The sequence below is a fragment of the Pseudoneobacillus rhizosphaerae genome (assembly GCF_917563885.1).
Lineage (GTDB): Bacteria > Bacillota > Bacilli > Bacillales > Cytobacillaceae > Pseudoneobacillus > Pseudoneobacillus rhizosphaerae.
In genome coordinates, this window is the sequence record NZ_CAKJTG010000037.1 from 1 (window position 1) to 25,306 (window position 25,306).

Sequence of the window (25,306 nt, forward strand, 5' to 3'; positions counted from 1 at the left end):
CTACTGGAGCAACTGGGGCTACTGGTGAAGCTGGCGCTACTGGCGCTACTGGGGCTACTGGCGCCACTGGAGCTACTGGGGCTACTGGAGCTACTGGAGCTACTGGCACTACTGGTGAAGCTGGTGCTACTGGTGAAGCTGGCGCTACTGGAGCTACTGGAGCTACTGGAGCTACTGGGGCTCCAGGGGCTGGAGCTATAATTCCACTAGCATCTGGTATTCCAATTGGACTGGCTACTGTTTTAGGAGGACTAGCTGATATTGGAGCTATTGTTGGATTTGGAGAATCTGTCCCGAATGTTATTTTAGGAGCAGGAACAATAAATCTTCAAGGTTTGGTGAATCTTGCGTTTTCAGTCCCTCGAAATGGAGCGATTACATCATTAGCCGCCTTCTTTAGTACAACAGTGGGAATACTTCTTGACCCTACTGTAACAGCAACAATTCAAGCACAAGTATGGCGTTCAACTTCAACATCAAACTTTTTCACTCCAATTCCTGGCGCTGTTGTAACATTAGCACCAGCACTCTCAGGATTAGTTCCTATTGGTACGATTAGCAGTGGTACTTCGACTGTAAATATACCGGTAACTGCCGGAGAGCGTCTAATATTGGTATTTTCTGTATCGTCCCCAGCCGGTTTAGCATCTGTTGTTACCGGTGTTGCAAGTGCAGGTATTGGAATCAGTTAATTTTAGTTTAGAATTATTATTCCTTGAAGTAAGATTGGGAAGGTTTACTATTAAGTATTCCTTCCTTTTCTTTTAGTTCTTTAATAGTGACCAGTTAGAATTTCAAATGATGGGTATTGCTGCATCATATTTAGCTAGTCCAGCCAATCCTTCAACTGGTGCTGCACAGACTACCATAAGATCCAATCGTAGTGATTACCTTTCCACATATATAAAGAAGCGGCTGATTGTAATGTTCAATCAGCCGCTTCTTCTTTATTTTTTATTAATCATCTTAGAAATCGAATTAAAGTCCAACTGTTTTCCATCTTTTACAATTGATTGTACGATTTTCTCTTCCATTTCTCTTGAAACGGGCTTGTTTGCAATTTGTGATACACGACGAATTACGTTACGTACAGTATTCTCATCTTTAAAATTAGCACTTTGTAACGAGTTAGCTAAATCAAGTATATCTTTCATATTAACGCCAGTTTTCTTTCCTATGTTTTTAAAAAATTCATTTTCCATCGGGACCATTCACGCTCCTTCATCAAACTACTTTATTGTATGAAGGAAGTTCAAAATGGTGATAAACGTCTACTGAAAACTATTTAGTCGATGTCTCCTTTTATTATACCAACTATATACTGAGTACCTCACTGAGTACCCCACTCCCTACCCTTTAGGTTTAAAAAGGAGAGCACCGATAAAACCGAAAATAATCGCAGCTGAAATTCCTGAACTTGTTACCTCGAACATTCCAGTTAACACTCCTACAATCCCGTGTTTTTCAGCCTCCTGCATTGCACCATGAACGAGTGCATTACCAAAACTGGTTATAGGAATGGTGGCACCTGCTCCTGCAAAAGCAATTAACGGCTCATATAAACCAAATCCATCTAGAATTGCTCCTACGACAACAAGAGTACTCAAGGTGTGCCCTGGTGTCAGTTTGAAGACATCAAACATAATTTGTCCAATGACGCAAATCAATCCCCCGATGACAAATGCCCAAAAAAACATTGCAACCATCTTTTTTGTCCCTCCTAATTACTCATTTCAATCGCAACGGCATGGGCTATACATGGGATACTATCTTTTTGTTGAAACGACAATGGTGATAAAAGGGCTCCTGTTGCGACGACTAGGATTTTTTTATAAGTCCCTTTCTTCATTTCATTGATTAGATGGCCATATAACACTGTAGAGGAACATCCAGCCCCACTACCTCCCGATTGTACGGGCTGATCCTCTTTATAGATAGCCAATCCACAATCGAAAAACTTCCCTTTCTCAAACTTAAGTCCATTTTTTTGTAAAAGTTCATAAGCCGTTTCATGACCAATTCTTCCTAAATCGCCCGTTACAATTAAGTCATAATAGGAAGGTGATAATTGCATATCCTTAAAATGAGCGGTAATCGTATCCACTGCTGCTGGTGCCATCGCTCCACCCATATTAAATGGATCGGATAGACCCATATCCATTACCTTTCCAATTGTTGCTGATGTTATAACAGGCTTTGTTAAATCACCATTATTAGCCGTTACAAGTGCAACACCAGCTCCTGTTACGGTCCATTGTGCCGTTGGTGGCTTTTGGCCTCCGTATTCAGTTGGATAACGGAATTGTTTTTCAACTGCCGCATTATGGCTTGATGCCCCTGTCAATATATTGTTTGCTCCTTGGTAATTAACAATAAAGGAGGCCAATGCCAGTCCCTCCATCGATGTAGAACAAGCTCCAAAAATCCCAAAGAATGGTATCTCCATCGTTCTTGCTGCAAAGCTTGAAGGAGTGATCTGATTGATTAAGTCCCCTGCAATGATAAATTCGACTTTGTCCTTTTGAAGAGTTACCTTCTGAAGGGCTGTTTGCATTGCTTCTTCGAATAATAAACGATGGGCCTTTTCATAAGAATCCTTTCCCATCCATAAGTCATCGTGTAAAATATCGAAATCATCAGCAAGGTTACCATTTGCCTCAAATGGTCCACCTGATACTCCAGTAGAAGCAATCATTGGCCGATTTTGATAAACCCAAGTTTGTTTTCCTTGAAGCAATCAAATTACCCCCCACATGATCAATACTGTTTTTATTAAAGCAACGACAAATGCTGAGAAAGTACCAAATAAAATAACCGAACCAGCAAGTTTAAACATATTCCCACCTACACCTAACACAAATCCTTCTGTTCGATGTTCAATCGCAGCTGAAATGACGGCATTCCCAAACCCAGTTACAGGCACGGCACTACCCGCTCCACCAAATTGTCCGATTCGATCATATACACCAAAGCCAGTTAATAACATCGAAATAAATACCATTGTTGCCGTTGTTGGATTACCTGCTGTTGCTTCGGTAAAATCAAAATAGGCTATGTAAAAGTAGGAAATCGCTTGTCCTATTAGACAAATGAGCCCACCAACAAAAAAGGCCTTAAGGCAATTTTTAACGACAGGTCTCGGTATTTCATGCTTTTGCTCAAGCTGTTGATACTGTTGTTGCTGTGGTGTCAATTTTTTCTGCTTTTTACCCATTGCCTCCCCCTCCTATGTTTGCTCATTCTTTAACTTAATTATTTTTTCAAAATCCTTTTCTGCTTTAGTTGTGGAATATTTAGGGTCTTTCATATGTTCTTTTATTTTTAGTGCTTCCATAAAAATTTTGTAATCGCTTGAAACCGTAAATTTTTCATCTGGATATTTTTTTTCTAATTCTTTAGTAACGCTACTTTCTATTTGCTTCATGCGAAAACGTTGAAAATGTTTTACTTTATAGACCACTAGTGTATCCTTCTTACCTTGTACAACTGCCACGTCAAAAATCTCGTCAAACTTTTTCACATCTTTTTTGACTTGTTTAGCAATACTTTCGTTTTGTTTATTTGGTATTTTTATCGGTTTTGGATTTGTTGTCTTAATCAGCGACAGTCTGCTTTCTTGGTCTTCTTCACTTTGATTGCATCCTGAGAGTGTTATCATGAGGATTAGTAGCATGAATAGGGCTAATCTATATATTTTCATATGTCATCCTTCCTATTTCATAACAATATTTTTACTTATTTTCCGCTTGATAGCCGTTTTTATACTTAAGACAATCGATACGAATTAATTAATAACTTTATTTTTTGTAAAATAGAAACGCCCATCTTAGGATAGATGGACGTAATAAATCCTTATTTTTTTTTATTTCCACAACCACAATTCTTTTTTATCCGCTTTGGAGGGTATTTGGGAGTAGATTGTTTGTTTTGATTTTTATTTTCTTCTTGATTTGAAGATGGCTTTTCCATTATGGACATCCTTTCGCTTTTAGACTTTTGAAATACTAGAAAAAAATAAAATTAATCATATGAAAGAATATTCAATCCTTTTCTAACCAGGTTTGAATAATGGATGCACAACCTGCTATAGCCAGTATAGTAATAACTGGGGTAGCATAACGTGGCCAAAATAAGTAGGAAGAATATATGACTACTGTGCTCCAAAATCCTGTACACCAATGACAGCTTAGTAATTCTCCAATCCAATACCGGATACCTGTCCCTTTAATCTCAATATAGCTTTCTGTTTTACCATCAGGCAAAACTTCTACTACCGTTTTATGGAATGGTCTACGTAAAAATTCTGTTAAAGTATCATATACCATAAGCCTTGTTAGTCGAAAACTAGCAAAAATTAACATAAGAAAATTGAGCCAATTTACCATACTGTTAGCCCCTTTAAAATAGTTGTCTTTATATCTTATGCGTGGCATTTTTTTGTGTATGGGTAGTTCCACAGATTTTGATAAAATTGCCTTTTTGCTTTTTTTCGAAAAATACAAAAAAACCGCTAACAGCTCTACTGTTAGCGGTTTTCATTCATTTCTTTATCCTAAAATATTATATCCAGAATCTACATGAATATTTTCACCAGTAATTCCACGAGATAATTCACTAAATAAGAAAAGGGCAGTATCTCCAACTTCTTCAGGCGTTGTTGCACGACGTAATGGAGCTTTCCCTTCAATTACTTTGAGAATCGAGTTAAAATCGCTAACTCCTTTAGAAGAAAGGGTTCTAATTGGACCAGCTGAAATGGAATTAACACGGATTCCTTGTTTTCCAAGATCCGCAGCTAAATATTTCACACTTGCATCTAGAGAAGCTTTTGCCACACCCATTACATTATAGTTCGTAACAACTCGCTCTCCACCCAAATAGGTTAATGTTACGATGCTTCCGCCTTCAGTCATTAGTTCTTTAGCTTCCTTTGCGACAGCCGTTAAAGAGTATGAACTAATATTATGAGCTAGAAGGAATCCATCACGTGTTGTATTCAAGTAATCACCATTTAATTCCTCTTTATTAGCAAATGCGATACAATGCGCTACTCCGTGAATAGTGCCAACCTTTTCCTTAATTGATGCGAAACATTTAGCAATATCTTCATCATTAGTAACATCACAAGGTAGAACAATAGATTCCTGGCTATCTAAAGATTCAGCAAGCTCACGGACGCTACTTTCCAGTCTTTCTCCCGCATAAGTAAAAATTAACTTTGCACCAGCTTCATGAAGAGAACGGGCAATCCCCCATGCAATACTACGTTTATTTGCTACTCCCATAACCACAAAGGTCTTATTATCTAAAGATAAATTCATTATGTATGCCTCCTACTCGTTTAAAAGTTATTAGTACCTATTAACACCTAGTACTAATATACACGATGCCTTCCAAATTGAAAAGTTTTTTACACTATCGCTGCTTCCTTAGTGTAATTTTTATTCTCAAAAGGATAAGATTCAGTAACAATATATCCAAATTAATTATTGTTCACCCAATTTTTACATTTAGATTACCATCTCTAAGGTACAAACATATTATATTAAAGGATTTTTGAAAGGGTGATTTTGTTGTGCGACAATTGTAAACATAATGATTCTGGCAATAGAAATGGAAAGAAGTGCTCTTGTGATAGCCATTCCTCTAAAAAAAACTCATCTGATTGCCGTGAGGAACATTTAACTAGAAAAAGAAAAAAAAATAACTGCTGTTGTGACAAATGTAAGCCGGGACCTCCTGGGAAGCCGGGACCTCCTGGGAAGCCGGGACCTCCTGGGAAGCCGGGACCTCCTGGGAAGCCGGGACCAAAAGGTGATACTGGACCTCAAGGACCTACTGGAGATACCGGACCTCAAGGACCAAGGGGACCTAAGGGAGATATTGGGCCACAAGGACCTAAGGGTAATACTGGACCTCAAGGACCAAGGGGACCTAAGGGTCATACTGGACCTACCGGGGCTACTGGCAATACTGGACCTACTGGCGCAACCGGGGCTACTGGCAATACTGGACCCACTGGACCTCCGGCAAAACAATCTTTATGTTGTATCAAATTAATAGAACATTCAACGCAATTAGTCCCTCCAGCCTTAAGAGGAACAACCTCTGTTCAGAAAGAATTATGTTCTCAAATAGTGAAAATTTGTGATGGTGTTGCCGTGATATCAGGACTAATTAGAAAAAGAATTACGTACAAAACCTACGATAACTGCGATAAAGTACTAATAGATGATGTAGCTTTCGATTGTGTAATAGTTCGGGATGATATTAACCCAGATGATGAATTTATAATAAACGAAAGTGTAATTTTATGTGAAGTTTTGCTACAAGAAAAAGCATTTACAAAAGAAGAGAATGGAAAACAATTTGCTTTCAACCTTACGGAAAAAGATGTTATTAAGATATGCATTAAAAAATGTAATTCAAATGATATAAATCAATGAAAAATATAAGGTTAGCCCACTCTTCGACTCTAGGAGGCTACTACTATTTTCAATAAAAACATTTCTATTCTTACAATATCCTTACCAATCTTATATACTACAATGTCGCATTTGACAATAAGGAGGTCTACTAGATGAAAGTAGCACTGTTAACAATGTTTAACGGTTTAGATAGTACTTATTCTCTAGTAAATGTTGTAGCAGAACAGCTACGCATGCTATTAAGTGCTGGAATTAGTACAAAGATTTTAGTGACGGAACATTGTCCACTTGAAGATCGTTACGGTGTTTTTTTGGATGAACGAATTGAATGGGTCAAAATAGTGAATCACTACGAGGGAAAGCAAATACATTGGGGAGACTACTCTCAACCTTCTGGTAAAGTCCATAGTACATTTTTTAATGAAGCAGATGTGATAGCTAATGACTTTGTTGAGCATCTCGCTGATGTAGATGTTTGTATCATGCATGATATTCACTACCAAGGTTGGCACTTAGTCCACAATGTTGCGATTCGAAAAGCTCAAGAACAATTACCAAACCTCAAATTTATTGCCTTTACTCATTCTGCACCTGTTAATCGTCCCACTAAGACAGTTTGGCCCTTTTCCGCTCGATATACACCGATGAAAAATACCATCTATGTTTATCCAACACAATCAGGAATCTCAGCACTAGCTAATCAATATAATGTTGCGGAAGGAAAGTGTAGAGCAATCAATAATAGTTTGGATATTTTAAGCTTTTCAAGTAAGGAAATTCAACTTCTCAATGAAAATACCGATCTAATCTCACCTGATATTTTAGTTGTATATCCTGGACGTTTAACATATGGGAAGAAATTTGAAAAAGTTGCAGCTCTTTGCGGTGCCATTAAGATGCATTGTGAAAAGAAGGTAAAAGTAATTTTTTGCGATTTCCCTTCTAGTGATGTCGCTCCCAACGTCTATAAAAAATTAATAAATAAACAAGGGATTATGAATGGGCTCGATGAAGAGGATATGTTTTTCACTTCTGATATCGAGGATTTTAAGAACGGTTTTCCAAGGCAGGCTGTGCTAGAATTATTCTCATTATCAAATCTCTTCATATGCCCATCATATTCAGAATCATTTGGGTTAACCGTATTAGAAGCTGCCAGTAGAGGAAATTTTATTGTTTTAAATGAACAAGTGCCTGCGTTAAATGAACTTGGAAAACAATTGAATTCTTATTTTATGAAATGGGATGCTAGAAATTTTGGATTTAATACGCATGAAAAATATCACCCTTCTGAACAAGCTTATTTGAAAGAACACGGGGAGATTATCGTTAATTTGATGCGAGAGAACCAAGTAATTCAAGCAAAAACATTGGCCAGAACACGTTATAGTCCACAATGGATCTGGAATAATCAACTCGATCCGCTGTTGAATCCATTTGGATAACGTGTAACATTTCATTTATATAGCGAAATAAAGAAACGGCATGAGCCCAATTAATATTGGATACATGCCGTTTTTTTAATCATGAATTATTGTTAGTTATCTGTTATGCCTATTTAAGTGCCCTATACACAAGGTGAAGTAAAAGTAAAGTCTTGGGGAATTGGTGGAAGTCCATCTATTAGGGCAGTAATAGTAATCGTTATACTTCCTGGTCCTGTCGGAGTAATGTTCGTACTAAAGAATCCACTAGATCCTGTAAAACCTGCAAGAGGTGAAACAGTGGCCGATCCACTTGTTATGGTTGTGGACATGCTGGTGGAAGTGGTTCACAGCTATCGCAGTCACCTTTTCTAATACAAACTTTTACAACGTCTTTTTCGGTAATTTTCCAGAATACATCCACAGTACCTATTCCGTTAAGGCCTGGTCGTGTTCCTCGATTTTGGAAGCGCGGTACACCTTCACATAAAACAGCAAATCCGCATACTTCGAATGTGTCTCCTTCATTAGCATCGTCACGGTCAATGAAGCATTGGAAAGGTCTATCGTCGCAAATAACTTTTTCACATTGGTTTCCTTGTTCATCCACCGCAGTAAACGTAATTCTCTTAGTTAATACCCCACAAATAATAACCTTCTCAGGGCAAACATCTTCCACAACAGGTGGACTTGAGAAGAATACCTCAGTTTTAATACCATCGGAAGCTAAAGCAGGTGGTACAAGTTGTGTTTTAAATTCAACAACCGCTTGACAGCAAGTTTGTGGATTTGGAATTGGACATCCAGTTGTAGTAGTTGTAGTAGACGTTGTAGATGTAGTTGTTGTTGTTGTGGTCGTTGTTGTTGTTGTTGTGGTCGTTGTTGTTGTTGGAGGTCCAAAAAAACTAATAAAGCAGTTACTTTGTCCTTGTCCAAACTGAAAATGTAAGCCTACTGCTATGAAATCTGTTTCATCAAGATTTGCATTTCCACAAACCGTAAATGTCTTTGTTTCACCTGGTTGAATCGTTTCACCCTGCCCTTGATTTAGGCGTATAGCAAAATTAAAATCGTTCCCACAATTTGAACATTGAACATTTCCAGTTTGATCTAAAGATCCAGGGGCACCTGTTAAGGAAAAAGGTCCTAAATTACTAGCTGATAATCTAATACAGATATCACCGATAAATCCCTCACTGTCAGAATCGTTAGCTACTGTAATATCAACACAACCAGCTCCTGAATTTGTAACAGTAACTGTTGCTTTTGCGGTAAATGGTGGACCTGGTATATTAAAATTTGCAACTACTGGCATAAATTTTACACTCCTTTTTACATAAAGTTGATTTAAAAAGAAAAATTTGAAAACGATTATTTCCAAATATTTTCAGTTCTCAATCATTATATGAGCTATACTCTTGGATGTATGGACAATCATACTAATGAATCAGCCTTTTTCCATTAATATTTAGCAAAAAAAAATCCCTTCGATAATGAAGGGATTTTCATCATAACTTTAGCTAAAAAGTTATTTAATCATACTTGAATATTTGTGCTTATGTGACTTATTTAATATCTGAAAATTTGTGGTAATATTCTTCGTTAAAGTGGGGCTGGAGCAAAAGTGCGCCTACCTCTACGCCTTTTGTTGCATTTTCAACAATACGATCAGTCCATTCCTGTCTAGCATTTTCACTAATTTGACCCATTCCAGATATATGATAAGTATTCATACCCCAGCGATAAATCATAGTTTTTTGTTCACGGTGAGATTCATAAATGTTTGCATTAAAATTAAAAGTCATTGAATAATCTTCGCCAAAACTGGTTTTAGGTATTTCAATTCGTGATAAGTACTTCTTTGTGTAGACATTTCCATTATTAACATTACCAGATAGTCCTTTAAATTTGTTATTTTCAAATAAATAATGACCATCACTTCGATAAATTTCATAACCTGGATGAGCAATAATGTCATCCCTTGTATGACTCAATGCCCAAGGAGCCATTAAATCATCATCATCAAGGCGGTATATATAGTTATATTTACATTGGGAAAATCCGAATTTAAGCTTGTCCCCAATTGATGGAAACCTTTCTTTTACATTAATGATTCGAATTTTGGGGTGTTCAAATACATACTCAACTATAGGACTATCATTAATAATCACCATTTCTGATTCACCTGAAAAATCTTGACGAAGAAAAGATTCAATGGCCTCCTCTAATAAAAAATGGCGCTGATAGGTTAAGGTTAACACACTAATCATTTTTAACTCTCCTCCAAACATACTGTTTGCATATTGGAACATATGTGTTAGATGTTCTAAAGAAATTTTTATATCTTAGGATAAATTTTAGTAGAATTGCTTAGTTTCAAATTTAGCATTCAACTATGGTAATATATACAAACTTAAGGAAGATTGTTCCTTTTACAAGAAAAATAGTCAGTATCCACTTTGATTGTAAAGTCTTATAGAGTGTGTATTGTTAAACACCTATCTCTTGGGGAATTTCCCCTTTGAAATTGGGGTCACACTCTTTTCTCCTGTACATAAAATGCTTGTACCAAATATTTTTATTTATTGTATTTCTCTATGTAAATGCTATAAAAGTTTTAGGATTGGTAGTTTACAAGTATCTAAAATTTATTAGAAAAAAGCTAACTCAGATGTCATTTATAGGAGGTCACAATTATGAGTGAAAAACCCATTGTTACAATGAATACCCTTGGAGAAATGGGCCGTTTTGGAAATCAGTTTTTCCAATATGCCTTTCTTAGGACATATGCAAATATATATAATTTAGAGGTTGAGACATCCAAATGGATAGGTCAATATTTGTTTGGACATAATGACCCACCAACCACTCATCAGTTTAAAACAATCAACGAGTATGATCATCCCCTATTTAAAAATATATTTTCCTATGAGAAACCACCATTTAAAAACGTAAACTTTTGGGGGTTTTTTCAATTTCATACCAAGGTCTATGCTCCTTATAAAGATTATTTTCGTTCTTTATTTCAACCGGTTGATAGTGTTAAGGCTATCATGGAAAAGGGAGAAGCTATTTTAAGGAGTAAAGGAAAAACCATAGTGGCTTTGCATATAAGACGAGGTGATTATAAAGGTTATGGGAATGTAGAAGGTTTAAGTAAAATCTTTTATCCCGCACCAACTACTTGGTATAAAAATTGGCTTAAAAATATATGGCCAACATTAGATAATCCTGTATTGTTTGTTGCCAGTGATGAATTGATTGATGTATTAGATGATTTCAAAGAGTATTATCCAGTAACATCAAAAGATATATTTGACAATTTTTCTCCAGCTGATTATTACCCCGATTTTTACATCTTATCCAAGAGTGATATTATGGCTATTTCTAATAGTAGTTTTTCGTTTGCTGCAAGCATGTTAAATGAAAATTGTAAAGGTTTTTATCGCGCTGATTATAATCACAATGGAGTTGTGCCTTATGACCCTTGGTCCAGTCAAGTTCTTGTGAATAGACACCTTATTGAGCCGTATTAAACAATAATAAGATATCAATGTTACCTATTTTGGACAAGTTTTGGAACTCGTTAAGTTACCGTTCCATACTATAGAATAATGGCAATCGACAGGAGGTAATTATGGGAAAAGTAGCATTAATAACGGGAATCACAGGGCAAGATGGAGCTTATCTTGCCGAATTACTGCTAGAAAAAGGGTATACAGTTCATGGCTTAAAACGAAGAAGCTCTCTACTAAACACAAATCGGATTGATCACTTGTACCGAGATCCCCACGAGCCAGACACCAAATTTTTCCTGCATTATGGTGATCTGACCGACGCTACTAATCTAATCCGGCTAATTCAGACTATTCAACCTGATGAGATTTATAATCTTGGGGCAATGAGCCATGTTCACGTTAGTTTTGATACACCGGAATATACGGCGAATACAGATGGTCTAGGAATCCTTCGAATTTTAGAGGCAGTCCGAATTCTTGGACTAACTAATAAAACTAGAATCTATCAAGCTTCCACTTCCGAATTGTATGGTTTAGTCCAGGAAACGCCGCAAACGGAAAAAACGCCATTCTATCCCCGCAGCCCTTATGCCGTTGCAAAGCTTTATGCATATTGGATTACCGTAAATTACCGGGAAGCCTATGGGATGTATGCTTGTAATGGTATTCTGTTTAACCATGAAAGCCCTATTCGGGGTGAAACCTTTGTTACACGTAAGATTACTCGGGCAGTGGCTAGAATTGCTCTAGGACTTCAGGATCAACTGTACTTAGGTAATTTAAATGTCCAAAGGGATTGGGGACATGCCAAAGACTATGTGGAAGCAATGTGGCTCATGCTTCAGCAGAAGGAGCCAGAAGATTTTGTAATAGCTACGGGAGTTACTACGAAAGTACGAGATTTTGTTGGATTGGCTTTCGCTCAAGTAGGAATTGACTTGGTATTTAAGGGGGAGAACGAAGAAGAAAAGGGATTCGTAAAAGCGTGTCATCACCCTGATTTCCAGGTCCCGATTGGTAAGCCTATTGTGTCCGTTGACCCTCGATATTTCCGACCCAGCGAAGTCGATTTGCTTTTAGGCGATCCGTATAAGGCAAAACAAAAATTAGGATGGGCCCATAAATACAATCTTCAAGAGCTTATTAGAGAGATGGTGGATAGTGATCTAAAAGAGGCAAAAGTAGAAAAGTATTTACAAAATGGCGGTTACCGTACTCATAAACAATATGATTAAATGGAAGCAAACCGATGAACTACGGAGATTTATGAAAGGGGGAATTTCTAATAGTGAAAATTCTATTATTATCTGGCGGATCAGGTAAACGGCTTTGGCCACTTTCAAATGATTCTAGGTCAAAACAGTTTTTGAAGGTATTAAAAACGGAACAAAGTGAGCAATTAGAATCGATGTTACAAAGAATTTGGAAACAACTTAAATCGATCAATCTCCATCAATCCTCTTATATTTCTACTTGTAAAGCTCAGGTTGACATGGTGTTGAGCCAGATTGGCAGTGATGCTCCCCTTATCATTGAGCAACAGAGACGCGACACCTTCCCTGCCATAGCATTAGCCTCAGTCTATCTATATTCCTGTATAAAGACAGACCCCAATGAAGTTGTTTGTGTACTGCCTGTCGATCCATTTGTTGAAAAGAGCTACTTTGAACAAGTTAAGGTTTTGGACGAGCTTGTTCAGGAGTCGGGTGCAAATATTGCTTTGATGGGTGGAACCCCTGTTTATCCATCCGAGAAATACGGGTACATTATGCCAGAAAAAGGAAAAATAAACCATAGTCCACTATCCTATTTGAAAGTCAGCAAATTTGTTGAGAAGCCCATGGAAGACCAGGCAATCCATCTTATAAAGCAAGGTGCATTATGGAACCTTGGTGTTTTTGCTTTCAAACTGAAATATATGATCTCCATTTTGCAGACTATGGGCTTTCCAGTTGAATATATTGAATTCGAAAAAGTATACGACCAGCTGCCTAAAATTAGTTTTGATTTTGAGGTTGTTGAAAAAGCCGACAATGTCATCGTTGTTCCTTATAATGGGACGTGGAAAGATCTCGGAACCTGGAACACTTTAACCGAAGAAATGGATACCACCCAAATAGGAAAAGGGATAATCAGTGAGAACTCTGCGAATACTCATGTCATTAATGAACTTGACATTCCGGTTGTGGTCATCGGTGTATCAAACATCGTCGTTGCAAGTGGTCCACAGGGCATTTTAATTTCAGATAAGGCTGCTAGTCACAAAATCAAGGATATAATGAAGCATGAGGAAGAAAGACCAATGTATGAAGAACGAAGATGGGGCTGGTATCAAGTCTTAGACTATGGCAAGATTTCTGACAATCTCCTCGCCTTGACAAAAAAAATTGTGATTGACGCTGGAAAAAATATCAGCTACCAGAGCCATTCGAAAAGAAGCGAGGTCTGGACCGTACTATCGGGGGTTGGTGAATTTGCCCTGGATGGCAGGCTTTACGAAGTAAAGCAAGGGGATACCCTCAGAATTCCGAAAGAAGCTAAACACGGCATTAAAGCTAATAGCACCTTAGAAATAATTGAAGTACAAATGGGTGAAGAACTGGTGGAAGAAGATATCACCCGCTTGTTTATGACCTGGGACGAAGTGATCAAGCATTGCGAGGAAAAAATTAAAGAAAAGGAACAGGAAGCTTAACTCTGCCTCCTGTTTTTTACATACCAATCAATCGTTTTCTGTAAACCTCCTTCCAAAGTCGTCCTCGCTTCAAATCCAAATAACGACTTTGATTTCGTTACATCGAGGCACCTTCTCGGTTGACCATCTGGTTTGGTGCTATCCCAAATGATTTCACCTGTGAAACCAGCTTTTTTTGCAACCAAGAACGCTAAATCTTTTATTTTTATTTCATTCCCTGTGCCAATATTAACTGGTTCCGCTCCGTCATATTTTTCAGCTGCCATCACAATGGCTTCGGCCGCATCCTCAACATATAAGAATTCTCTGGTTGCTTTTCCCGACCCCCAAGCGTATATTTGTTGCTCCCCTTTTTCCTTCGCTTCAACACATTTGCGAATTAAGGCAGGTATGACGTGAGAACTTTCTAAATCAAAATTATCCCTAGGTCCATAAAGATTCACAGGAAGCAGGAAAATCGAGTTGAAACCATATTGCTGACGATATGCCTGAGATTGGACAAGAAGCATTTTTTTAGCAAGTCCATAAGGGGCATTGGTTTCTTCCGGATACCCATCCCATAAGGCTTCCTCATTAAATGGTACAGAAGTAAATTTTGGATAGGAACAAATGGTTCCGCAAATGATGACCTTTTCCACTTGGGCCAACCTGGCAGCCTCTATCAAATGAATGCCCATAGCAGCATTGTCGTAGAATAATGTTCCCGGATACTTCCTGTTAGCTCCAATTCCTCCAACAGACGCTGCTAGATGGACAACCATATCAGGTTTCGTATTTTTCAGAAGTGAAGTAGCAACGGCTGAATCCCTTAAATCATAGTCTCGGCTACGGGGAATAATAAGGTCAGTGCAACCTTGTTTTATAAACCGATCCACAACATGAGAACCTAGGAAGCCTGCCCCTCCTGTCACCATAATTCTTTTTCCCTTCATGACAAATCCATCCCCTCTTTAATGACCATCTAACCCTATATTTATGCGGATTTGATTGAAAAGTGCAAATGGGCATCTTCTCAAATTAAAAAGTAAATGGCTGAACCAATCATGCAATTTGTATAAATTATCCATATGCGGACAAGAAATTATGTGTTTGGACAAAAGAACTTAATATTTATTTTATCTATTGTTCTTTTCTCAATTGAAAGAAAAACCGCTTACAGCATCTATGCCATAAGCGGTTAATTTATTTCTTACTAAAGAGTAAATAGCTAGCACCATTCACAAAATTCCAGTTCACGTTTTAATTCGTCAACGTATTCTTTTGAGCCTGTTACAATTAGTCGGTCGCGCATTTGTAGCTCGGTGTCCCCGTGTGGAACAATCGATTCATTGCCTCGGATGATTCGAACAAATATAATATCTCCGGTAAAAGGAAATCTTCTTAAACTTAATCCAGCGAATTGTTCATTCATCATCCGAATTTCATAAAGTGAAGTCTCTTTGTTAGTTAAAATGGATAATAAGCTTGGAGATTCGATTAAGGCTCTCATTAACGTTTTGGTCGACATGATGACTGAAAACACTTCTATACCCTTTTCTCGCAAACCTTCCTCTAACTCTGCACTATCAATTCGTACAATCACTCGGTTCAGACCTTTATCCTTTAGGGCCAGAGCTAATTGTGCATTCAGCTCATCATTTCCAGTTGAAACCACTACAATATCAGTACTTACTATATCGGTTTTTTCTAAAGTCTCTATGCGATAATCTTCTATTTCATTAATTTCAAAAACAGAACTGGCAATTTGAATGTCTGCTTTTTCTTGTTTCATGTGATACATAACTGTTTCATACAAGGAGGATTTTAATTCTAATGACACTGGCAACGTCATCTGATTAGCACCAACAAAAGCCACTTTGATTTTTTTCTGCTTTCCTACTTCTAGTGGGAACATTTTTTTAAAGATGATTGGCGTTATAACACTAGTTATAATAGCAACTAATATTAAGGTACCGCTCATCTCTGAAGTAATAATCCCCATTCTTTCTCCAATGGTGGCAGCTGCAATGACTAGCGATAAAGTTGAAGTTATTAGAAAACCAGATGCGATAACGGTTTTTTTATCATACCATTTTATTAAAAGATAAATTGGCACTAATTTTGATAGTAACAGGGCTAACAATAAAAGGGGTATTAATAAAAGCAGCTTTGGATCACTTAATAAAGACCATACATCTAACCCAACTCCAACCATTACAAAGAAAATCGGAATAAAAAAACCATATCCAAAAGAATCAAGTTTATGAACTAGTTCTTGATTCGGTGAAAGTAAAGAAACGAGTACACCGGCTAAGAAGGCTCCTAAAATATTTTCAGCACCTACTGTCTCAGAAACAGCGACTAAAATAATTATTAATGCAAACACAGCCCGGGTGCCAATTTGGATTGTTCCTTTTGACATCGTTTCTAGAAACGTCCGATTCTTAAAGCGTTTCCCGACAAAATACAACCCGACTCCCGCTGCAAAAAGGATGAGCAAAAGCCACGTATTTCCACCAGCTTTATCATTTAACGAAACAAATACTGCTAATAAAATCATCGTGACCAAATCTGCAATAACGGCAATCAACAAGATAATTTGACCAATGGTTGTTTTTGTTAGATGTGCTTCCTTTAAAGTCGGCAGGACAACTCCTAGAGAAATGGTCGAGATAATTAAAGTCATTAGGAACGCATTTTCAATAAATCCAAAGAAAACGAATAAAAAAGATAAGCCTAGTGAGAGCGCAAAAATTCCTATGAATATGACGCTTGCAACACCGAAAGCATTAGGCTCACTTTTGCCATTTGAAAGCTTATCTCGCTTCTTTCTCCCTTTAAAGGTCGAAAAGTCAATTTCTAAACCGCTTAAAAACATCAGAAAGATAAATCCTAAAGTGGATAGTGTGCTCAGCCAAACATCATCGTGAACAATATTGAATCCACTTTTTCCAATCAATAAGCCCATAATAATCTCGGCGACTACCACTGGTAGAAAGTTTAATTTTAAACGATGCATGAGGATTGGAGTTAGAAATGCCACAATCATAACAATAACTAATGATGTTACTGAAGCTGAATGTTCCAGCTAAAATCCCTCCTTTTTACGGTGAAAGGTAGTTCATAAACATGGTTGCCATACCGAAATAAATAAGGATACTAATAATATCATTAATCGTTGTAATAAATGGACCTGAAGCAACAGCAGGGTCAATGTTAAATCTATGCATTAACAGCGGGATGAATGACCCTGCTAAAGTTGCAACTATTAATGTTGAAAAAATCGAAACACCAACCAATAATCCTAAAAAGAAGTCATGCTGCCAAAAGAAAACGATAAACATGACTAATATTCCACAGGTGGTACCAGTTATGAATCCCGTCCCCGCTTCGCGAATAATGAGCTTCAGTTTGCTTTCCTTTTGTAAATCCCCTGTTGCAATTCCTCTAACAGCAACGGCAAGTGCCTGAGTACCTGTATTCCCAGCCATTCCAGCAATAAGTGGGATGAAAGTAGCTAAGATAGCTACTTTATTTAACGTTTCCTCAAACTTCCCAATTAAACTAGCTGTCATCATACCTAAAAACAATAAAATAATGAGCCACGGTAATCGTTTTCGAGCATTCGACATCGGGCTGCGGTCAATCGTGTCCATATCAGAAACCCCTGCAAGTTTCGAGTAGTCATCAGAAGCCTCTTCATCCATTACATCTACAATGTCATCGACTGTAATAATTCCTAACAAGTGATCTTGAAAATCAACTACTGGTACTGCTAAAAAGTTATAATCTCGTATCTTCTTAGCGACTTCCTCCTGATCTTCACTTACTGATACAGAAACAACACGATCATTCATAATATCAGAAATAAACGTATCATCATCACTAACAATCAAATCTCTTAGAGAGATAACCCCTGCCAAACAACGGTCTTCATCAACCACATAAATATAGTAAATGGTCTCAGCTCGTGGGGCTTCATTTCTCAAAATCGTCATGGCCGATCGAACCGTTTGGTTTTTAGATATGGCAATAAATTCGGTCGTCATGATACTTCCAGCGGTATATTCTTCGTAATGGAGGAGATCTTTAATTTCTTGTGCCGCTTCGTCATCCATAATCGTTAAATAACTCGCTACTTGATCCTTATCCAGTTCGTTTAATACGTCCACCGCATCATCAGCGTACATATTCGAAAGCATGTCCGCAGCATAATCTGGAGTCATTTCTGCTAAAACATCTCTATATTCATCTTCCTCAATTTCTAAATTTTCGAATAAGGAAGCCATTTCCTCTGGAGATAGATAATGATAGACCTTAGCTCGAATTTCCTCATCCAATTCTTTAAAGAAGGTCGCTTGATCGTAAGGATGTAATTCTAAGAATTCTTCTCGGAATTTATCCATTTCATCATTTAATAACGCCAATTTAAGCATATCAAAATCCATTTGATAAGTTCGTTCGTCTAATTTCTCTTTTTGGTCTCTCATTTTCATTACCCCCTCTCACTTATTTTCTAAACTTTCCTACATAATACTAACAAAACTTTTTTTTGTTGTCTTTTCTATTCTAATATTTTTATATATATTTGTTTTAAGTTACCCTTTTTATTTAAATGTGAATCGTTTAAGGGATTTATTTGAAAAATACTAATATGGAGATGATACAACAGCCTATTTTATACATTGGAGAGTGGCAAAATGAAGATTGATATTATTGGTGATATTCATGGCTGTTTTCAGGAATTCAGAGCGTTAACGACGGAGCTTGGTTACGAATGGACTGACAATATCCCCTTACATCCAGAAAAGAGAAAGCTTGCTTTTGTTGGTGATTTAACAGACAGAGGTCCTATGTCTTTAAAGGTCATTGATGTGGTCTGGGAATTAGTTATGAAGTACGGTGCACTTTATAGTCCAGGCAACCACTGTAATAAGCTTTATCGATTTTTTCTTGGCAACAAAGTCCAAATCTCACATGGTCTTGAAACAACAGTAGCTGAATATGAAAATTTGAACAAGTCCGATCAAAAAAAAATACGATCCAAATTTATGGAGTTATATGAAAAAGCTCCTCTTTACCAAGTACTCGATGGGGGGGAATTAGTGGTTTCTCACGCAGGTATTCGTGAGGATTACATCGGAAAAAGCCATTCGGGGGTAAAAACCTTTGTTCTTTACGGGGATATTACGGGTGAAAAGAACCCAGATGGATCACCCGTACGGAGGGATTGGGCAAAGCAATACAAAGGTAAAGCTTTAGTTGCTTACGGACATACTCCTGTTAAAGAAGTCCGTTGGGTTGGGAATACGGTTAACTTAGATACAGGTGCTGTATTTGGTGGAAAAATGAGCGCACTAAGGTATCCTGAAAAGGAAATTGTCTCTGTTCCTTCGTCCATGCCTTATGTTGAGGAGAAGTTTAGAGAGATTCCATAGATTTTTTGGGTGCTTTAAGGTATATGAAACTCCCCACGTGCACGTTTTCATCTCTTGGGCGGAGTTCACGTTCTCAAGAACTTCTTGCGTGCACGTTTTTACTCTCTTGGACGGGGTTTGCGTTCGCGAGAACTTCTCGCGTGCACGCTTTTACACTTTTGGACGGGGTTCCCGTTCGCGAGAACATCACGCGTTACCGTTTAACCCCTTTCCACCAATTTCTGGAACGCCAGGACCATTGAGTAACCTATAATATTTATCCAAAATGAGCCAATTAAAATCTATTAACAAAGAGCTGACGAAAATCATCGTCAGCCCACTAACTTTTAATTAATTTTTCCATATCCCCAGCTACTGGTACCTCAAACATCATTTCTTCACCTGTAAAAGGATGAATAAATACAACTTCTCTACAATGCAATGCCTGACGATTCATTAAATCTAAACTGCCACCATACAAATCATCCCCTAAGAGGGGATGACCTAAATACGACATATGTACCCTTATTTGATGAGTTCGTCCTGTCTCCAGCTGAAGCTCAACATAAGTAAATCGATCCATTCGCTCTAGAACCCTAAAATGTGTACAAGCATACTGCCCAGAATCTGAAACTTCGCGCTCAATTATACTATCAGATTTCCGCCCAATCGGAACCTTAATTGTACCTACATCTTCCATCAATCTACCATGTACAAGCGCAACATACGTCCGCTTAACTAGCCCACTTTTTTGCTGTTCGCTTAACAAATGATGTACATGTCGATGTTTAGCAACTAACACTAAGCCTGAGGTATTCCGATCTAATCTTGTGACAATATGGGTCGCAGCTATTAAACCAATTTCCTTATAATAACCTAATAGTGCATTTGCTAAGCTACCTGTTGGATGTTCCCTCGAAGGTATTGTATTCATAAACGCGGGTTTGTTCACAACAAGTACAAATTCATCCTCAAAAATAATCTCCAAAGGAATCGATTCACCCAACAGCCCCTCACTAGGCATCTCCAAAGGAAAAATCACGCTTAATTGGTCACCAATTTTCAAAGAATACCTAACATTCATTTCTTCGGCATTGACTAGGATTTTCCCACCACTAAATTTAATATCAGTCAACGCTGCTTTTGAAATTTGGTGCGCTTTGAGAAACTCTTTGATGGTCATTCCTACTTCTTCCTTCGACACTTCCCATTTAAGACAAAACTGTTTGTTCATTAATCTGAATCCGAAATAAACGAGTCATGCACTCTTTTCCAAAATGGAAATGGACGAAAGCGTGCAAAACGGATTTTTTCGTCAGCTACTCTAAATTGAATCGATTTAACATCTTTATGCAATAGTGTTAAATGGTCGATTGTTACCTGAAAATCTAATCGATTAACGGGTTTCAACATACACGTATGATGGTCTGGCAAAATAAGTGGAGAGCCAACTGTTCGAAACACTCGATTATTTATTGATGCCATTTCAGCTAATTGAATCGACGGTAATGATGGATGAATAATGGCCCCACCTAACGCTTTATTGTAGGCTGTACTACCGGATGGAGTAGAAACACATAAACCATCACCACGGAAACGTTCGAAGTGCTGACCTCGAATTTCCACATCCATCACAAGAGTTCCCTCTACACTTTTTACTGTTGACTCATTTAAAGCTAGATAACGGGTTTCTCTTCCACCATTTTGATATCGGATAATTACCTCTAGAAGTGGATATTCTATGACTTGAAAAGGTGTTTTTGCGATTGCAATGACAAGCTTTTCAATTTCCTCGGGAACCCAATCCGCATAAAATCCTAGATGTCCTGTATGAACACCTACGAAAGCCGTTTTATCTAATCGGCTGCTGTATCGATGAAAAGCATAAAGTAATGTGCCATCCCCGCCAATAGAAATGACGATATCAGGCTTATCCTCATCATATATCAAATCAAAATCCTGAAGATAGGTCCTCATTTTATGCATGAGTGTGTTCGATTTTGAATCACCTTTGGTCGTAATGGCAAATCTCATCAAAGTTAGCTCCTTAGAATCAAAAGTTTTTTTAAAAAGCCTTTATTTATTACCATCCTGAGCATCTTTTTTTCTCGTAAAAAATGCTTGTGCCTCTTGTATTTCACCACGAATTTGCGACATTTCCTCATCTAATTGAAAGGCAGCTTCTGCTGCACTTAATAATCTTTTCTTAATATCCTCAGGGAATTGCCCTTTATATTTATAATTTAGCGAATGCTCGATTGTGGCCCAAAAGTTCATCGCTAGTGTTCGAATTTGAATTTCGACTAAAATCTTCTTCTCACCATGAATGGTTTGGACCGGATAACGGATCACCATATGGTAAGAACGATAACCGCTCTTCTTCTCGTGTGAGATATAATCTCTTTCTTCTACAACTTCAAAATCATTGCGTTTCCTTAACAGTCGTACAACTGTATGAATATCATCAACAAACTGACACATCATCCTTAAACCAGCAATATCCTGCATTTCTTCTTCTAACCGGTCTAAGGCAATACCTTTATGATTAGCTTTATCTAAAATACTAGCAATTGGCTTTACTCTACCAGTAACAAATTCAATTGGGGAATGGCTTGTTCCCATTTCAAATTGGGTTCTCATTCCTTTTAACTTAATTTTCAATTCTTCAACCGCTTGCTTATAAGGAGCTAAAAAGTAATCCCAGTGTTTCATTAATGATCACCTCATTTGTATTCTCTCTCTTTTCGTTTTGTAAAGGATGATCACGAATGGTTAAAAAGTACTTTCCACCTTTTCGACCATTTCTTCTCCATAATTACTATTTCCTTTAATGTTTTCAATTAAATAGTTGAGTTCCTCATTAAACATTGGTAATGTCAATGAATCTTTATGATTAGTTAAGACGACAGATAGAGACTGATTTACTGCCTCTTTTAATATTTGCCAAATTTCAGCAGTCAAAACTAAATATGTATATTCCTCATTTATTTCTAAAATGTATACAAAGGAAAATTGGTCAGAATCGACTAACATCTGCTCCTTTGGAATTACATCTACTAACGAATTAGTTTCATCCACTTTTAACATTAAAGTTTCGTTTTCTATTACCGCCGACATAACAGGCATCATTTTCTTCATCAGTTCAACCTCCATTATTCCTCCTTATTTTAACATATCCTCAACCCTTGTCACAAAATGAAACCTTGAAAGTTTAGGTTTTTTTCTCCAGTCGAAACATGATAAACTTTGAATGGAAAGGATGATTTACATTGACACAGTCATTAGAAATTGAATTTAAAAATCTGTTAACTGAATTAGAATATGAAAAAATCAAATCACATTTTAACCTTAACGATTCTATGTTTTTTCAACAAGAAAATCATTATTTTGATACCACAAATTTTACCTTAAAACACAATCACTCTGCCTTAAGAATTCGCAAAAAAGGAGATTACTTTGAGCTTACGCTAAAGCAACCTGTTCCAGAGGGACTTTTAGAAACGAATCAGGTTCTGGCTGAATTTGAAGCCAAGGCGGCATTAGAGCAAAATGTCCTACCAAAAGGGCAAATAACTGATTTATTATCTAAAATGGATATCAATCCAGATCAAATCCAGTTTTTTGGTACCTTAACAACTAAACGCACGGAGTGGGAATATAAAGATGGGTTACTCGTTTTAGATTTCAGTAGCTATCTCAACACTAATGACTATGAATTGGAATACGAAGTTATAAACCGCGAAATTGGGTATGAGACTTTTATCGAGCTCCTTTCCACTTTACAAATCCCAATTCGTAAAACGGATAACAAAATAATGAGGTTTTATTTACAAAAGTATCAGCAGTTATCATTAAAACCATCAACTTTAGAAGACCTTGATTAAAAGTATCTTTTATCTGCCTGTTTCTTTCAGGCAGTTTTTTTGTTTTATAGAGTATTTATGATTATGATAGTATTACGGGTTTCGAAAAAACTACCGATTTGAAGCGATTTGTTTGAGTTATACTAAATGCATTGTTAAAATAAATTAACCAAAACTCACTTAAAGGAGTTCTCAACATGATTGAAAAAGTGCCTACCCCATATGAAGCCATTGGGGAAGAAAAATTACATCGTCTAGTCGATGCTTTTTATTCCAGGGTTAGTCAGCATCCTGATTTAGCTCCTATTTTCCCAACTGGCTTCAATGAAATTGCCAGAAAGCAAAAGCAGTTTTTAACTCAATATCTGGGCGGGCCTCATCTATATACGAATGAACATGGACATCCGATGATGCGAGCAAGACATTTACCATTTTAAATTACTCCTAAACGTGCAAAAGCATGGTTAGCTTGTATGACAGAAGCCATGGATGAAGTGGAACTAACTGGCCCGATTAGAAATGAGTTTTATGCTCGTCTTAATCTAACAGCCCAACATATGATTAATACACCAGATGACGGTGAGCAAGAGTGATAAATAATTTAACAAACTGTCATAACAGTCCTGACAAAAAGCCAATAGAAATCTATTCCTTTATCGATCCTTTATGCCCTGAATGCTGGGCTTTAGAGCCTATAATGAAAAAATTAATGATCGAATATGGCAAATATTTTTCAGTTCGACACATTCTAAGTGGTCGTTTAGCATCCCTTAATATTTCTAAAAAGAAAAGCTACGAAAGTCTCGCTGATTTCTGGGAAAAAACAGCTAGCCGTACAGGTATGTCTTGCGATGGAAGCTTATGGTTAGAAAACCCAATTTCCTCACCTCATATTGCATCCATTGCGATAAAAGCGGCTGAGCTTCAAGGAAGACGTGCTGGGATTAAATTTTTACGAAAACTGCAGGAAGTTTTGTTTTTAGATAAACAAAATATATCCAACTTTGATGTACTAAAATATGCTGCCAAAAGTGTCGGACTTGATGTCGAGGAATTTATTACTGACATACATTCTGAAAGTGCTGCTAAAGCCTTTCAATGTGATTTAAAAATAACAGCAGAAATGGAAGTAGAAGAAATCCCTACTCTTGTGTTTTTTAATGAAAACGCTGAAGATGAAGGGATAAAAATCACGGGGTATTATCCTTATGAAATCTATGTTCAAATAATAGAAGAGATCTTACAAGAAAAGCCCGTTAAAGCTTCTCCTCCTCCATTGGAAAGTTTTTTGAAGCATTATAAATTAGTTGCATCCAAAGAAATTTCAGTTGTTTATAACATGTCTATACAGCAAGTAGAACGCGAAATGAAGAAGCTTTTGTTAAAACAAAAAGTAGAAATAGTTCCAGTTAAGTACGGTATGTTCTGGAGATATATTGATCAATAAAAAGAAGCAACTTGAAATTTCAAGTGCTTCTTTTTGTGTCTGAAGAATTCATTTCAACATAATAAAAAAGCCCTTGCAACTTTCGACGCAAGGACTTCTTCTATAAATACGAACAAAGGGGATGGGAGAAATCGTTCACGGGTCAAACAAAGGGGTATATGTTTGTTGGTGATCAACTTCACATATAAAATATAACATGGTGATTTAAGTTACACAATAAGTTTGTGCCTTATTTCACAATATTGTCAAAAAGCAAGCATGTCTCTTTTGCTATTAGAATATAAGTTAGTAATAGACTATATAGGAGGCGAACTTCCCTTGAATAAGCTTTTCTTTCCATTCATCATCGTTTTTATCCTGTTCTCGTTTTGCTTACAGTTACTAGGATTAATGAATTTAATACCTTTTTTTATTACAGCCCCTATTCTGTTCCTATCATTTTTACTTCTCATTACTTATTTAAACAGCCGAAAACGGTTCAGGGGGTTTAAATAACCTGTTTAAGTGCTTGAAAAAAGGAACCGACACACTCGGT

The 25,306-nt window shown here is 37.2% G+C and carries 27 protein-coding genes and 1 pseudogene; 11 read left to right on the plus strand and 17 right to left on the minus strand.

Annotated features, from left to right (window positions below; translation table 11 throughout):
• Positions 1-692: exosporium glycoprotein BclB-related protein (locus LRP83_RS21115; RefSeq protein ID WP_290369602.1), on the plus strand; the 692-nt coding region annotated here is incomplete at its 5' end.
• Positions 693-947: 255 nt separating this feature from the next.
• On the opposite strand, the gene spoVIF is transcribed toward LRP83_RS21115, so the two are convergent.
• The 7 genes from spoVIF to fabI all read right to left on the minus strand — a co-directional run bounded on the left by spoVIF (position 948) and on the right by fabI (position 5,321).
• Positions 948-1,202, minus strand: a complete 255-nt coding sequence (gene spoVIF, locus LRP83_RS21120; RefSeq protein WP_230498838.1) for a sporulation-specific transcription regulator SpoVIF — start codon at positions 1,200-1,202, stop codon at positions 948-950.
• A 147-nt stretch (positions 1,203-1,349) separates the two neighbouring features.
• The gene (gene spoVAE, locus LRP83_RS21125; protein ID WP_230498813.1) at positions 1,350-1,706 is read right to left on the minus strand and encodes a stage V sporulation protein AE; all 357 of its coding nucleotides are present in this window, start codon (positions 1,704-1,706) and stop codon (positions 1,350-1,352) included.
• A gap of 14 nt (positions 1,707-1,720) precedes the next feature.
• Positions 1,721-2,737 (minus strand): stage V sporulation protein AD, encoded by a 1,017-nt coding sequence (spoVAD, locus tag LRP83_RS21130; protein ID WP_230498814.1) that lies wholly within the window; start codon positions 2,735-2,737, stop codon positions 1,721-1,723.
• Positions 2,738-3,214, minus strand: coding sequence for a stage V sporulation protein AC (gene spoVAC, locus LRP83_RS21135; RefSeq protein WP_230498815.1), 477 nt, complete (start codon positions 3,212-3,214; stop codon positions 2,738-2,740). It abuts the gene before it with no gap.
• 12 nt (positions 3,215-3,226) lie between these two features.
• Positions 3,227-3,700 (minus strand): sporulation protein, encoded by a 474-nt coding sequence (locus LRP83_RS21140; protein ID WP_230498816.1) that lies wholly within the window; start codon positions 3,698-3,700, stop codon positions 3,227-3,229.
• 340 nt (positions 3,701-4,040) lie between these two features.
• The gene (locus LRP83_RS21145) at positions 4,041-4,385 is read right to left on the minus strand and encodes a DUF1360 domain-containing protein (protein WP_230498817.1); all 345 of its coding nucleotides are present in this window, start codon (positions 4,383-4,385) and stop codon (positions 4,041-4,043) included.
• Positions 4,386-4,547: 162 nt separating this feature from the next.
• Positions 4,548-5,321: an enoyl-ACP reductase FabI gene (gene fabI / locus LRP83_RS21150; RefSeq protein WP_230498818.1), complete on the minus strand. Its 774-nt coding sequence runs from the start codon at positions 5,319-5,321 to the stop codon at positions 4,548-4,550.
• A gap of 252 nt (positions 5,322-5,573) precedes the next feature.
• Here fabI and LRP83_RS23335 point away from each other — a divergent pair, with 252 nt between their 5' ends.
• Together LRP83_RS23335 and LRP83_RS21160 are read left to right on the plus strand one after the other, a co-directional pair.
• Positions 5,574-6,446, plus strand: a complete 873-nt coding sequence (locus LRP83_RS23335) for a hypothetical protein (RefSeq protein ID WP_354002365.1) — start codon at positions 5,574-5,576, stop codon at positions 6,444-6,446.
• Positions 6,447-6,580: 134 nt separating this feature from the next.
• Complete coding sequence (locus tag LRP83_RS21160; protein WP_230498819.1) at positions 6,581-7,873, plus strand: glycosyltransferase; 1,293 nt, start codon at positions 6,581-6,583, stop codon at positions 7,871-7,873.
• A 122-nt stretch (positions 7,874-7,995) separates the two neighbouring features.
• On the opposite strand, the gene LRP83_RS21165 is transcribed toward LRP83_RS21160, so the two are convergent.
• From LRP83_RS21165 to LRP83_RS21175, 3 genes are all read right to left on the minus strand, one after another.
• Positions 7,996-8,184: a hypothetical protein gene (locus LRP83_RS21165; protein WP_230498820.1), complete on the minus strand. Its 189-nt coding sequence runs from the start codon at positions 8,182-8,184 to the stop codon at positions 7,996-7,998.
• On the minus strand, positions 8,169-9,167 hold the full coding sequence (locus tag LRP83_RS21170) for a hypothetical protein (protein ID WP_230498821.1): 999 nt from the start codon (positions 9,165-9,167) through the stop codon (positions 8,169-8,171). Before LRP83_RS21170 ends, LRP83_RS21165 begins: the two co-directional genes overlap by 16 nt.
• 250 nt (positions 9,168-9,417) lie before the next feature.
• A complete protein-coding gene (locus tag LRP83_RS21175) occupies positions 9,418-10,122 on the minus strand; it encodes a glycosyltransferase family 2 protein (protein WP_230498822.1) in 705 nt (234 codons plus the stop codon).
• 426 nt (positions 10,123-10,548) lie between these two features.
• On the opposite strand from LRP83_RS21175, the gene LRP83_RS21180 reads away from it, so the two are divergent.
• From LRP83_RS21180 to LRP83_RS21190, 3 genes are all read left to right on the plus strand, one after another.
• Complete coding sequence (locus LRP83_RS21180) at positions 10,549-11,388, plus strand: alpha-1,2-fucosyltransferase (protein WP_230498823.1); 840 nt, start codon at positions 10,549-10,551, stop codon at positions 11,386-11,388.
• Between the two features lie 101 nt (positions 11,389-11,489).
• A complete protein-coding gene (gene gmd / locus LRP83_RS21185) occupies positions 11,490-12,605 on the plus strand; it encodes a GDP-mannose 4,6-dehydratase (protein WP_230498824.1) in 1,116 nt (371 codons plus the stop codon).
• Between the two features lie 53 nt (positions 12,606-12,658).
• Positions 12,659-14,065 (plus strand): sugar phosphate nucleotidyltransferase, encoded by a 1,407-nt coding sequence (locus LRP83_RS21190; protein ID WP_230498825.1) that lies wholly within the window; start codon positions 12,659-12,661, stop codon positions 14,063-14,065.
• Here the strand turns inward: LRP83_RS21190 and LRP83_RS21195 are convergent.
• From LRP83_RS21195 to mgtE, 3 genes are all read right to left on the minus strand, one after another.
• Positions 14,062-14,997, minus strand: a complete 936-nt coding sequence (locus LRP83_RS21195) for a GDP-L-fucose synthase family protein (RefSeq protein WP_230498826.1) — start codon at positions 14,995-14,997, stop codon at positions 14,062-14,064. The two genes, LRP83_RS21190 and LRP83_RS21195, sit on opposite strands and share 4 nt — an antisense overlap.
• Before the next feature lie 275 nt (positions 14,998-15,272).
• Positions 15,273-17,132, minus strand: a complete 1,860-nt coding sequence (locus LRP83_RS21200) for a monovalent cation:proton antiporter family protein (protein WP_230498839.1) — start codon at positions 17,130-17,132, stop codon at positions 15,273-15,275.
• A 16-nt stretch (positions 17,133-17,148) separates the two neighbouring features.
• Positions 17,149-18,534 carry a magnesium transporter gene (mgtE, locus tag LRP83_RS21205; RefSeq protein ID WP_435531379.1) on the minus strand — a complete coding sequence of 462 codons (1,386 nt, stop codon included), beginning with the start codon at positions 18,532-18,534 and terminating at the stop codon, positions 17,149-17,151.
• A gap of 210 nt (positions 18,535-18,744) precedes the next feature.
• Here mgtE and prpE point away from each other — a divergent pair, with 210 nt between their 5' ends.
• The gene (prpE, locus tag LRP83_RS21210) at positions 18,745-19,482 is read left to right on the plus strand and encodes a bis(5'-nucleosyl)-tetraphosphatase PrpE (RefSeq protein ID WP_230498827.1); all 738 of its coding nucleotides are present in this window, start codon (positions 18,745-18,747) and stop codon (positions 19,480-19,482) included.
• Between the two features lie 319 nt (positions 19,483-19,801).
• Here prpE and LRP83_RS21215 read toward each other — a convergent pair whose 3' ends face one another.
• Genes LRP83_RS21215 through LRP83_RS21230 form a run of 4 tightly spaced genes read right to left on the minus strand, consistent with a single transcriptional unit; the run spans position 19,802 to position 22,614 of the window.
• On the minus strand, positions 19,802-20,695 hold the full coding sequence (locus LRP83_RS21215) for an RluA family pseudouridine synthase (RefSeq protein WP_230498828.1): 894 nt from the start codon (positions 20,693-20,695) through the stop codon (positions 19,802-19,804).
• Positions 20,695-21,495, minus strand: coding sequence for an NAD kinase (locus LRP83_RS21220; protein WP_230498829.1), 801 nt, complete (start codon positions 21,493-21,495; stop codon positions 20,695-20,697). The genes LRP83_RS21215 and LRP83_RS21220 overlap by 1 nt, the downstream gene beginning before the upstream one ends.
• 42 nt (positions 21,496-21,537) lie before the next feature.
• Positions 21,538-22,173: a GTP diphosphokinase gene (gene yjbM / locus LRP83_RS21225; RefSeq protein ID WP_230498830.1), complete on the minus strand. Its 636-nt coding sequence runs from the start codon at positions 22,171-22,173 to the stop codon at positions 21,538-21,540.
• Between the two features lie 60 nt (positions 22,174-22,233).
• Positions 22,234-22,614, minus strand: coding sequence for a UPF0738 family protein (locus tag LRP83_RS21230; protein WP_230498831.1), 381 nt, complete (start codon positions 22,612-22,614; stop codon positions 22,234-22,236).
• Positions 22,615-22,730: 116 nt separating this feature from the next.
• Here LRP83_RS21230 and LRP83_RS21235 point away from each other — a divergent pair, with 116 nt between their 5' ends.
• From LRP83_RS21235 to LRP83_RS23405, 4 genes and pseudogenes are all read left to right on the plus strand, one after another.
• Entirely contained in the window at positions 22,731-23,345 is a 615-nt protein-coding gene (locus LRP83_RS21235; RefSeq protein WP_230498832.1) for a CYTH domain-containing protein, read from the plus strand.
• A gap of 176 nt (positions 23,346-23,521) precedes the next feature.
• Positions 23,522-23,917: pseudogene (locus LRP83_RS23265) on the plus strand (globin domain-containing protein).
• Positions 23,914-24,771, plus strand: a complete 858-nt coding sequence (locus tag LRP83_RS21245) for a ClpXP adapter SpxH family protein (protein ID WP_230498833.1) — start codon at positions 23,914-23,916, stop codon at positions 24,769-24,771. Before LRP83_RS23265 ends, LRP83_RS21245 begins: the two are co-directional and overlap by 4 nt.
• A 258-nt stretch (positions 24,772-25,029) precedes the next feature.
• Positions 25,030-25,266: a hypothetical protein gene (locus LRP83_RS23405; protein ID WP_494337131.1), complete on the plus strand. Its 237-nt coding sequence runs from the start codon at positions 25,030-25,032 to the stop codon at positions 25,264-25,266.
• Positions 25,267-25,306 lie beyond the last annotated feature (40 nt).